Raw genomic sequence first — 12,336 nt, 5'->3', positions numbered from 1 at the left:
CCTATTTTCCATCCGATTAAACCCTTGATCAACCCTGCTCTGCAAAGTAAGCGGTTTTTTTTAATTTAATATAATTTATCACAAATTAATTCGCGTGCTTTGTCTCTTTAATCAGGATCACTTCAAATGCTAAAATTGAAATTTTCCCTTTCAACATAGTGCGTATGCAGCAGATGATGCGATTTCTCCCCCAGCGGCTCTATAAGAAAATCATCGTACAGACTGATAATATCCTGGTTTTCATGTGATTTGCGCATCTCCTTATGCTCGTCTTCAAGATAGATGGATGCCGCTCTTTTTGCGCACACCTCCGCATTGGTCGGTATAGGTTGTCCACCTCCGCCCAGACAGCCTCCCGGGCATGCCATCACCTCGATGAAGGTATATGGGGATGTGCCGCTCCTTATCTGATCAAGCAGGATGCCCGCATTTTTCAATGTATGTGCAACTGCTACCTTCACAATGGCCCCGTTCAGGTTTATATCGGCTTCCCTAATCCCTTCCAGGCCTCGGATAGCGTAAAAATCGACATCCTCCAGGCAGCTCCCTGTATAGATCTCGTAGGCAGTCCTTAACGCGGCCTCCATCACCCCGCCCGTGGAACCAAATATCACTGCCGCACCGGTCGACTTTCCCAAAGGACTGTCAAACTCCTCGTTCGGAAGTTGTGTAAATTCGATGCCCGTTTCACGAAACATGCGTGCCAGCTCCCGGGTAGTAAGAGAAAAATCGACATCATAGAAGTGATCCTCTTCCGAAAGATTCATCTTCTCTTTCCAGTACTGGAATGCTCCATCCATTTCCGGTCTGCGGGCTTCGTATTTTTTTGCAGTGCAGGGCATAATCGAGACCACCACAATCTTTCGGGGATCGACACCCGTCTTTTCAGCATAATAGGTCTTGGCCACCGCACCAAACATCTGTTGTGGCGACTTACAGGTAGACAAATGCCCAAGCTGCTCCGGATAGAAATGCTCGATAAACTTGATCCAACCCGGAGAGCAGGAGGTGATCATCGGCAAAATGCCACCGTTATGAATGCGATGGAGCAGCTCGTTGCCTTCTTCCACAATGGTAAGGTCCGCCGCAAAATCGGTGTCAAAGACCTTCGAAAAGCCAAGACGCCTTAACCCGGCCACCATCTGCCCGGTAACAAGACTTCCATAAGGCATGCCCATGGCCTCTCCGATACCCACACGCACAGCAGGCGCGGTTTGCACAAGAACCACTTTTTCCGGATCCTGCAAGGCTTTCCTCACTTCGCCAACAGCGCTTTTTTCCGTGATGGCACCCGTCGGGCATACGAGTGCGCACTGGCCGCAATTTGTGCAGGCCACAAGCCCCAAACCTTCGTCAAGGAACGTGGAAATTTTCGTTTTAAGGCCTCGCCCCGCAAAATCAATTGCTTTCACACTTTGCACATTGCTGCAGACAGCGACACACCGCCCGCAAAGAATGCATTTTTCCGGATCGCGTACCAGGGAAAGAGACGAATCATCTTTTCTATAATATTCTTTCCGGGTTCGCTCAAAGCGTCTCCCATTGATTCCCAGTGCATAGGCTAGCTGCTGCAGTTCGCAGCTTCCGCTCCGGTCACAGATCAAACAATCCTGTGGGTGGTTGGCCAGCAACAACTCCACGTTCAGCCTCCGTGCCTCCATGGCACGGGGACTGTCTGTCAATATCTCCATTCCTTCGGCGATCTTTGTGACGCAGGATCGCAACAACGACCTGGCCCCCTTCACCTCAACCACACACACGCCACATGAAGCGTTCTGAGACACATCTTTCAGATAACACAACGAAGGCACACGAATGCCCGCCATGCGGCATGCCTGCCAGATGGTACTCCCTTCAGCTACCCGAACTGTCTGATTATTTATCGTGACTTCCATCGTATGCTTATTTTATCTATTGACATCGGACATCACATCGAAGACACCTCTTCACTTCATTCTGCGCCTGCTCACCCGTAAACCCGAAGGAGATCTCGTTGAAATTATTCACCCGGTCTCTCACAGAGAGCTTTCTGGCTACATTTTTTGGGCTTGGCTTCGGATTCAGGGGAACCTCATTCCCATAATAGAATTCGCGAGACAAAAGAGGAAATCTCTCTTTACCCATCAGTGCCCTGTCGATGGCAGCAGCGGCCCTCTTTGCCATTCCCATTGCCTCAGCAGCGGTTGCGGGACCGCTGACAGCGTCGCCGCCGGCGTAGATTACAGGATCAGACGTCCGGAAGGTAAACCGGTCCACGGCAATCCGTCCATCCCTTGTCAGCGACATCCCGCCTGCCAGCCCTTCCGAAGAGACCCGCTCTCCGATTGCCAGAATCAGGGAATCGCAGGGTATTTCCTCAAACAATCCCGTCGCAACAGGGTTCCTTCTTCCGGAACGATCGATGTTTCCGGGTCTCATTTTTTCGATGCGCAGCGCCCTGACAAGCCCCGAACTATCAGCAACAATTTCGTGTGGGGCTGCGAGGAAACGAAATTTTATCTGCTCCTCTTCCGCCTCTGATATCTCCACGGCATTGGCCGGCATATCGCTCTTTTCGCGACGGTATACAAGGGTCACTTCTTTGCCCAGCCGCAGGAGAGAACGCGCAACATCGACGGCCACATTGCCCGCACCCACAATCACAACACATTGCCCTGTTCGCGGAATTTCACCCATTGCCATCTCCTTCAGGATTTCACTCCCTGCATACACACCTGTCGCATTTTCACCCGGGATGTTTATTGCAACATCTTCCCATGCTCCTATCGCCATAAAGAGAGCATCAGACTCTTTTTTCAATTCGTCCAGCGAGAGATTCCTTCCCAGTCGACGATTCATTTTAAATTGAACACCAAGCCTTCTGATTATTTTTATCTCTTTTTGCAAAATCTCCCTGGGTAGACGATATTGAGGAATACCATAACGGAGGACGCCGCCCGCCTCGGGCATCGCATCATAGACCCTCACATCGTGCCCCAGACGTACGAGATAAAAGGCGGCCGTGAGTCCCGCAGGACCGGCGCCGACAATGGCAATCCTTTTTCCGGTGGGTGCCAGCTTCTCTTTGATCAGTCTCCGGTATATATCCTCCTCTTTCCCGAGTTGATAGATGGTATCGGCCAGGTAGCGGTGTATCTCACCCTGCGAAACAGGCTGATCGAGCATCTCCCTCCGGCAGCGCATCTGACAATGAAAATGGCAGATGCGGCCCAGCGTACCCGGCAATGGATTGTCGCGCAGGGTAAGTTCAAAAGCATCCTCCCACCTCCCCTCCTTTATCAGTTCAATATATCCGGGGATATCCATATGTAACGGGCAACTATTTTCGCACAGCGCCGGGAATAGGGACTCGCAGGTACCGGCATGACAGCGCTTCTCCCTGATATGCTCCTCGTACTCATGCCGGAAATATTTCAATGTCGTCATGACCGGATTGGGAGCTGTCTGTCCGAGCGCACAGAGCGACGAATCTTTGATTACACCGCCAAGCAGTTCAAGCATGGCCAGGTCGGTAGCAGTGCCCTGTCCCCGGGTGATGCGCGTAAGGATGGCGAGTGCCTGGGCAAGTCCTTCGCGGCAGGGCGTGCATTTGCCACACGACTCACCGGCATTGAATTCGAGGAAATAGCGCGCCACATCCACCATGCAGTTGTCCTGATCCATCACCACCATTCCGCCCGAACCCATGATCGCCCCTATGCTGCTCAACGATTCGTAGTCGACAGGTGTAGAAAAATACTCCAACGGTATGCAGCCTCCCGATGGTCCTCCAGTCTGCACCGCTTTCACCCGTTTGGAGGTGCCCGTCCCTTCACCAATGGCAAAAACGAATTGCTCCAGCCTGGAGCCAAGCGGAAGTTCCACCAACCCGGTATTCTTTACCTTGCCGACCAGCGAGAACACTTTCGTGCCGGCACTTTTTTCCGTTCCGATAGCCTTAAACCATGCACTCCCTTTCTCCATGATGACCGGCACGTTGCACCAGGTCTCCACGTTGTTGATGTTTGTGGGTCTTCCATACAACCCCCTGCTTGCCGGATAGGGAGGACGCGGCATCGGCCGGCCGGCTTTCCCTTCGATGGAAGCGATCAGCGCCGTCTCTTCACCGCAGACAAATGCGCCGGCTCCCTCCACCACATCCAGCCTGAAGTTCAGTCCGGAACCCAAAATATCCACACCCAACAGCCCCAGCTCCTCAGCCTGCGCGATCGCTTTTTTCAACCGCTTCACGGCGAGAGGATACTCGGCTCTTACATAAGCAATTCCACTATCGGCACCCATCGCATAAGCGCCAATCAGCATCCCCTCGATTAACATATGGGGATCGCTCTCAATCTCATTGCGGTTCATATAGGCGCCGGGGTCACCCTCATCGGCATTGCAGATAATATACTTGCGATCAGACTCCTGCTTCTGCATAAGAGTCCACTTTACCCCGGCAGGGAAGCCGGCGCCGCCGCGTCCGCGAAGGTTCGACAGAGTCACTTCGCTGATTACCTCGGCCGGCGTAAAACCAGCAAGCACCTTTGCCAGGGCGTTGTAACCTCCAACAGCAATATAATCCCGGATTTCCTCGGGATCAATGAGCCCGGCGTGGCGCAACACCACCTTCTGTTGTCCCTTAAAAAAAGGAATCTCATCCCAATGAGGAACATCCTCATATCCTTTGCCAAACTCCACCTTCGAGGTCAGGAAATCCCATCTGTCGATCCTGCACAAAAGCTTACTCCGGCAGATCCTGCCTTTTACAATGCTTTCAACGATGCGGGCCGCATCCTTTTCGTTCACTTTGCTGTAGACCAGCATTGGCACACCCGGCCGGTACAGCATGACCACCGGCTCTACGGCACAGAAACCGAAACATCCTGTCTGCTTGAGCCTGCACTTGATGCCATCCTCCGCTATCTGCCTCATAATACGGTCATATACTGCACCGGCCCCATTTCCGACACCACAGGTACCCATCCCCACAAGCATCATCGGCTCATCAGGAAGAATCCTCTCCCGATGCTGCTCCCGCATTGTAATAATTTCGGACGGCTTCATAGGATTGTTTTATTTTTCTGGTTTTTTCTTTTTTACCCGGCTCATGATCTTCAGCAACTTCTGCGCATTCACATTACTATGAATAACCCCATCCACCTCAACAACAGGTGACTGAGCGCACTGGCCAAAACATGCCACCGTTTTCACAGTAAACAGATGGTCGGAAGTGGTATAGAAGGAATCCGCACCATCCGCATCTTTTTCAATTCCCAAAATATCAGCAACCTCATCCAGCAGGGCTTTTGACCCCTTTGTATGACAAGCCGTACCCCTGCAGACTACAACGACGTGCTCACCCTGAGGCTTCAGATTAAAATAAGAATAAAAGGTCGCTACGCTATATACCCGGGTATAAGGGATATTCAGTTTTTTTGAGACCTCCGCAAGCGTTTCACCGGGAAGATATTTCCATTGGCTTTTTCCTTGCGCCTCTTCCAGCGTAGCAAGCAACATGCCGGGCTTCCCCCGCTGTTTTTCTATAATCTCATCGAGGACCTCTCCCGGGACTGGAATATTGGCAAGTGTTTCCATAAGACAGATTTTAAAAAAAGGCACACCACAACTGACATATACAACAAGCTACAGAAGTTCTTTAACCCTGTAAATCCGCACTATATTCCCTTACAAATATAATATAACTCCCGGGATTAAAGAAATATTTCTTTAATTATTTTCCAAAAATTCACCTACCTGAAAAACAAAGACAACCCTCAACACATCAACACTTTATCGCCACTTCTTTTCACAGATCCCCATAGGATAGAATCTGACAAACAGGTACGGGCTACACGATCGCGGTTACCGGCTCGCCTGACGGAAGCGGGCATCAACGCTGTCCTGGACAGTGGCAGACATGGAAATTGGCTTGAAGTGATAGTCTCCGGAAAAAAGTAACCATTCGTACTGAATTATTTTGTACTTTTGTGAAAAATTTGGGCATTGCTGCTCAAACAATTCAATCAAAACATGCAAAATTTAGAACTGAGCGAACAGGAAATCATACGCCGGCAGAGTCTGGATGAATTGAGACAACTGGGAGTGGAACCCTACCCCGCCGCCCTGTATGAAGTAAACGCCTGGTCCACAGATATAAAAAACGACTTCAACGACGAAACGGAACATCGCAGGGTAAGCATCGCAGGACGCATCATGACCCGACGCATCATGGGGAAAGCCTCATTCATAGAACTGATGGACTCCAGGGGACGCATCCAGGTTTACATTACCCGCGACGACATTTGCCCGGGTGAGAATAAAGAGCTGTACAACCTCGTATTTAAAAAACTGACAGACATCGGTGACTTCGTGGGGATTACAGGCTTCGTCTTTCGCACGCAGACGGGAGAGATATCGGTACACGCAGAAACGCTGACCATCTTATCCAAGTCACTCAGACCGTTACCGGTTGTAAAAATGAAAGATGGCGTGGCCTACGACAAGCTTACCGATCCTGAGCTGCGCTTTCGACAACGCTATGTAGACCTGCTGGTAAACGACAACGTAAAAGATATTTTTGTGAAACGTACCCGCATCTTCGATGCCATGCGGACTTATTTTAACCAGCAGGGATATCTGGAGGTGGACACCCCTGTACTGCAAAGTATACCCGGAGGTGCTGCCGCCCGTCCGTTCATCACACACATGAATGCTCTCGACATCGACCTCTATCTCCGCATTGCCAATGAATTGTACTTGAAACGACTGATTGTTGGCGGATTTGAAGGGGTGTACGAATTTTCCCGTAACTTCCGCAATGAGGGGATGGACAGGACGCACAATCCCGAGTTTACCGTAATGGAGATTTATGTGGCCTATAAAGACTACCGGTGGATGATGGAATTTACCGAGCAGATGTTGGAGCACGTAGCCCTGGAAGTTCTGGGTACCACAAAAGTGAAAGTGGGAGATCAGGAAATTGATTTCAAGGCTCCCTACAAAAGAGTGACGATGATCGATGCAATCCGTGAACATACCGGCATCGACATCAGCGGCATGGACGAAGAGCAGCTTCGTGATGTGTGCAAAAAGTTGGGTGTGGAGCAGGATGAGACGATGGGTAAGGGAAAACTGATCGACGAGATCTTTGGGGAGAAGGCCGAAGGGAAATACATACAACCCACCTTCGTCATCGACTACCCCATTGAGATGTCGCCCCTTTGCAAACGCCACCGTGACAATCCGGAGTTGACGGAACGTTTCGAGCTGATGGTTAACGGAAAGGAGCTGGCCAATGCCTACTCCGAACTGAACGATCCCATTGATCAGCGCGCACGCTTTGAGGAGCAACTGCGTCTTTCCGAAAAAGGCGACGACGAGGCAATGTTCATTGACCAGGACTTTCTGCGTGCTCTCGAATACGGGATGCCTCCCACTTCGGGCATGGGCATAGGGATGGATCGGCTTGCGATGCTGTTGACAGGACAGACGACTATCCAGGAGGTACTGCTCTTTCCGCTAATGCGCCCGGAGAAGAAAGTAAAAAGAGACACAGTGTCGGACTATATGCAAGCAGGCATCCCGGAAGAATGGGTTGCCCTCATTCAAAAAGCAGGGTATCTGCAGGTAAAGAGCCTGCAGGAAGTGAACCCAAACAAATTTCATCAGGAAATTTGCGGCCTGAACAAAAAGTTCAAAATGGGATTGAACAATCCCACGCCTGAGGAGGTTAAAACCTGGATAGCCAATACATCGGAATAATTACAACCGGACTTTCTGAGAAACATTATGACGGATTCAATCGGAAAAATCTGTATTTTGGGGGGTGGCACCTGGGGTACGGCACTGGCTAAAATTGTGCTGATGAACCAGAAACACATGAACTGGTTCATCCGCCGCGACGAACAGATAGAAGGATTTTACAAGCTGGGGCATAATCCCGGATACCTGACCAACGTAAAGTTCAACCTGGCCCAGATCACCTTTTATTCCAACTTTGAGAAAGCCATCAAGGAGTCGGATACGGTCATCATTGCCATTCCATCTCCTTATGTGAAACAATATTTTCGCAGAATATGGAACAGTACCTTTCGCGACAAGTTCATGGTATCGGCACTGAAGGGAATCATCCCCAACGACAACATGGTGATGAGCGAATTTCTTGCATCCAATTACAAAATCCCCCTGGAAAACATCGGCGTTATTTCGGGGCCTTGTCACGCTGAGGAGGTCGCACTGGAACGGCTGTCGTTTCTGACGGTGGCAAGCAAGGATCAAACCAAGGCGACGTTGCTGGCCGAAGCTATAACGTCGAGGCTACTGAAGGCACGCGTATCGAACGATGTGGTGGGCATTGAGCTGGCGTCTGTTTTAAAAAATATTTATGCCATCGCAGCGGGCATCTGTCAGGGACTGCTATACGGTGACAATTTTCAGGCAGTGCTGATGAGCAATTGCGCGAAGGAGATGTCCCACTTCCTCGATAGTGTTGTGCCTATTGAACGAAACATTACCGAACAACATTACCTGGGAGATATGCTCGTGACCGGCTATTCACAGTTTAGCCGCAACCGCACTCTCGGCGCCATGATCGGGAAAGGCTATTCGGTCAAAACGGCACAACTGGAAATGGAGATGATTGCTGAAGGGTACTACGGGGCAAAGTGTATTTACGAACTGAACAAACAGTTTAAGGCAAGCATACCCATTGCAGAGACAGTATACCAGATCCTTTATGAAAAGATGCCACCACAGGCTGCCATCAACAAGTTGATCGATTTTTTCTGAAGGGATAAATGCAGGCTGCCACGAATCATCAGACGTTACCAAACTGAAAAAAAGCTTCAGCATCATCTCAATCGACAAAAATGAATAAAATCTCATTGACTAAAACAGCATAATCATGGATAGTATTCAACTAAACATCAAACAGGTATTCGATTTTCTATCAGAAGAATCAATTCTGAATCAATCGGCTCGTGCCTCAGCCTGCAACCTGGCTTTACACGACGGATCGCGCGAGGGCAACGATTTTCTGGGGTGGGTGAACCTACCCTCTTCCATCACCGAAGAAGACTTCAGGGAGATAGAAGATGCGGCGACTGTGTTGCGCACCCACTGCGATGCCGTTGTGGTGGTAGGCATAGGGGGAAGTTATCTGGGAGCCCGAGCGGTCATCGATGCCCTCTCTGACTCTTTCGATTGGCTTTATGAAAAAGAAAAACGTAAAAACCCAGTCATCCTCTATGCGGGCAACAACATCGGTGAGGATTACCTGCATGAGCTCATGGACTGGCTGGACAACCGAGAGTTTGGCATAATCAACATCTCCAAATCGGGCACGACCACCGAACCGGCCATTGCATTCCGTCTATTGAAAGACATGTTGGAGAGCAAGGTGGGCAAGGACGAAGCCAGACAACGAATTGTTGCCATCACCGACGCCTCCAAAGGGGCGCTTCGCTCTCTGGCCACCACGGAAGGATACAAAACATTTGTCATCCCCGACAATGTAGGCGGACGCTATTCAGTGCTTACACCGGTCGGTCTGCTCCCTATTGCTGTGGCGGGAATAAACATCCGCAAGCTGGTGGCCGGGGCCGCTGAAATTGAAAAGGCGACGGAACCGTCTACCTCTTTCGACTACAACCTCCCGGCCATCTACGCGGTAATTCGCAACGAACTCTACAAACAGGGCAAGAAGATTGAGATCCTGGTCAACTACCACCCTAAACTCCACTTCCTGGCCGAATGGTGGAAGCAACTCTACGGCGAAAGCGAAGGAAAAGAAAACGTAGGCATTTTCCCGGCTGCTGTGGATTTCACGACCGATCTGCACTCTATGGGCCAGTGGATTCAGGAAGGGGAGCGCACCATCTTTGAAACTGTGATTTCGGTGAAAGAGCCGAATAAGAAAGTACAAATTCCACACGACAAGCGGGATCTCGACGGGCTCAACTTCCTGGAAGGAAAAAGAGTGGACGAGGTAAACAAGATGGCAGAGCTAGGGACCCGCATTGCACACGTAGACGGAGGTGTACCCAACCTGTTGATCGAACTGCCCGAGCTAAACGAAAAGTACATCGGGCAGCTGATCTATTTCTTTGAGAAGGCTTGCGGCATCAGCGGCTACCTGCTGGGGATCAACCCATTCAATCAGCCAGGTGTGGAAGCCTATAAGAAAAACATGTTTGCTCTCCTCGAAAAGCCGGGATACGAAGAAGCCACAAGAGCCATCAAGGCAAGACTGTAAAAACTCAAAATTTTTGGGAGAACCGCCGAGCTACATTAAGTGGCTCAGCGGTTTTATTGTAAAAAGAAATGAATAAATTATTAAAAGAATACCTGCGACAGAATCAGTATCGCAGCTTTGACCTCAAGGCCGTCATCTTCGATATGGACGGCGTGTTGTATGACTCTATGCCGGCTCACGACAAATCGTGGCAGCAAACGATGGACGAACTCAACCTGCAACACATACCCTACGAGTTTTACCTTCAGGAAGGCAGAATCGGAAAGTCGACCATCAACGCCGTTTTTCAACGAAACCTGCAGCGTGACGCTACGGAGGAAGAAGAGCAGAGAATTTATGCCCGGAAATCGGAGCTGTTTCAGCAATACAACAGCGGCGCCACCATGCCGGGCGCCAAAGAAGTACTGGACTATGTAAGTAAAAACGGATTAAAACCTGTGCTGGTCACCGGATCCGGTCAGCCTTCCCTGCTAAACCGCCTCGACACCCATTTTCCCGGCGTCTTTACACCGGAAACAATGGTAACTGCCTTTGACGTGGTACACGGGAAGCCCCATCCCGAACCATTCCTGATGGGACTGGAAAAGGGTGGCAACCTGCAGCCCAACCAGGCCATCGTGATAGAGAATGCGCCATTGGGTATCGAAGCGGCAGTAGGTGCAGGCATCTTCACCATTGCTGTCAATACAGGCCCGCTTCCGGACTCGGTATTGACAAATGCAGGCGCAGCCATTGTCTTTCACTCCATGACCGACCTGCTTGGAGCAATACCGGAAATAATCCACCTGACAAAGTCAATTATCGTATAAATCAACCTCTTCACATCCTCCTCAAATGTAAGAGATCCGTTTCTTATCCGTAATTTATCCGATTTTTACTAACTTTGCAGGAACAGCTGTAATCTCCTAAAATATGCAGATAAATGAGTTCGGATTTCTTCGGGTGGCAGCCGCATCACCCAGGTTGAGGGTCGCAGACTGCGCTTTCAACACCCAGGAAATGAAGGCGGTGATTGAAAGAGCCGTAAAGGAAAATGTACAGATTGTCTGTTTTCCCGAACTATCCATCACAGGATACACCTGCGGTGACCTCTTCTTTCAGGAAGCCCTGCAGCGCAAAGCTGTGGACTCACTGGCAGAGCTAACGGCCTTTATGAAAGAAAAGCCGTTCCTCGTCGCTATCGTGGGGCTGCCACTAAAAATCAGCAGCAGCCTTTTTAATGTCGCCGCCGTGATATCGGCCGAAGGCATATTGGGGTTGGTACCCAAAAAAAACATTCCCAACGACCGGGAATTCTATGAAAAAAGATGGTTCGCCTCGGGGAACGATTTGCATTTGTTTTCGGTGGATATGCACGGCGAAAAGGTGCCCATCACTCCCGGAGGCATGATTTTCCACACCCCGTATGCAAATTTCGGCATCGAGATATGCGAAGACCTCTGGGCACCCGCTCCTCCCTCCTCTGCCCTGGCACTGCAGGGAGCGGATATCCTGTTCAATCTCTCGGCCAGCAACGAGCTGGTGGGTAAACACCAATACAGGAAGTCACTGGTGATTCAGCAGTCGGGTCAATGCAACGCTGCCTATGTCTATGCTTCGGCCGGCCAGGGCGAGTCGACCACCGACCTGGTCTTCTCCGGAGCCTGCCTGATTGCAGAGAACGGATCGCTGCTGGCCGAGTCGAAACGTTTCTCTTTAGAAAGCGAATTGATCATCGCAGATATCGATATAGATGCATTACGACACGATCGGATTAAAAACACCAATTATCTGACAATCATGCCGGACTGCTCCTTGGAGATCGATTGCATGATTCCTTCGGTCAATGCCGGCAAATGGTACCGGACATTCAATCCATACCCGTTTATTCCATCCGAAGATACGGCCGGTGAACATCTCCAGGAAGTATTCCAGATCCAGACACACGGATTGGCACAACGGCTCCGGCATACCGGGGCAACGACGGCCGTCCTGGGCATTTCGGGAGGACTGGACTCCACCCTTGCTCTCCTGGTAACGATAAAGGCATTCGATACCCTCGGCCTGCCCCGTGAAAATATTCACGGGATTACCATGCCGGGGTTTGGCACCACAAAGAGGAC

Annotated in this window: 8 protein-coding genes; 5 read left to right on the top strand and 3 right to left on the bottom strand. The window is 50.4% G+C overall.

The genetic code is table 11. The features are described 5' to 3' along the window. Positions 1-122: 122 nt before the first annotated feature. Genes B3Z75_RS07480 through B3Z75_RS07470 form a run of 3 tightly spaced genes read right to left on the bottom strand, consistent with a single transcriptional unit; the run spans position 123 to position 5,577 of the window. Positions 123-1,895 carry an NADH-dependent [FeFe] hydrogenase, group A6 gene (locus tag B3Z75_RS07480; RefSeq protein WP_294069445.1) on the bottom strand — a complete coding sequence of 591 codons (1,773 nt, stop codon included), beginning with the start codon at positions 1,893-1,895 and terminating at the stop codon, positions 123-125. Positions 1,896-1,911: 16 nt separating this feature from the next. Then, the gene (locus B3Z75_RS07475; RefSeq protein WP_294069442.1) at positions 1,912-5,046 is read right to left on the bottom strand and encodes an FAD-dependent oxidoreductase; all 3,135 of its coding nucleotides are present in this window, start codon (positions 5,044-5,046) and stop codon (positions 1,912-1,914) included. Between the two features lie 9 nt (positions 5,047-5,055). Further along, complete coding sequence (locus B3Z75_RS07470; protein WP_294069440.1) at positions 5,056-5,577, bottom strand: complex I 24 kDa subunit family protein; 522 nt, start codon at positions 5,575-5,577, stop codon at positions 5,056-5,058. A gap of 435 nt (positions 5,578-6,012) precedes the next feature. Between B3Z75_RS07470 and lysS the strand changes: the two genes are divergently transcribed. The 5 genes from lysS to B3Z75_RS07445 form a co-directional block, all read left to right on the top strand. Then, positions 6,013-7,743: a lysine--tRNA ligase gene (gene lysS, locus B3Z75_RS07465; RefSeq protein ID WP_294069438.1), complete on the top strand. Its 1,731-nt coding sequence runs from the start codon at positions 6,013-6,015 to the stop codon at positions 7,741-7,743. Between the two features lie 27 nt (positions 7,744-7,770). Beyond that, entirely contained in the window at positions 7,771-8,769 is a 999-nt protein-coding gene (locus B3Z75_RS07460) for an NAD(P)H-dependent glycerol-3-phosphate dehydrogenase (RefSeq protein ID WP_294069435.1), read from the top strand. A 115-nt stretch (positions 8,770-8,884) separates the two neighbouring features. Beyond that, positions 8,885-10,234 carry a glucose-6-phosphate isomerase gene (locus B3Z75_RS07455; RefSeq protein WP_294069432.1) on the top strand — a complete coding sequence of 450 codons (1,350 nt, stop codon included), beginning with the start codon at positions 8,885-8,887 and terminating at the stop codon, positions 10,232-10,234. Between the two features lie 68 nt (positions 10,235-10,302). Continuing rightward, positions 10,303-11,043: an HAD family hydrolase gene (locus tag B3Z75_RS07450; protein WP_294069429.1), complete on the top strand. Its 741-nt coding sequence runs from the start codon at positions 10,303-10,305 to the stop codon at positions 11,041-11,043. Between the two features lie 103 nt (positions 11,044-11,146). Then, a partial coding sequence (locus B3Z75_RS07445) for a nitrilase-related carbon-nitrogen hydrolase (protein ID WP_294069426.1) occupies positions 11,147-12,336 on the top strand: 1,190 nt, incomplete at its 3' end.

This window comes from Proteiniphilum sp. UBA1028 (assembly GCF_002316955.1).
Lineage (GTDB): Bacteria > Bacteroidota > Bacteroidia > Bacteroidales > Dysgonomonadaceae > Proteiniphilum.
This window is presented reverse-complemented; position numbering and strand designations above follow the sequence as displayed.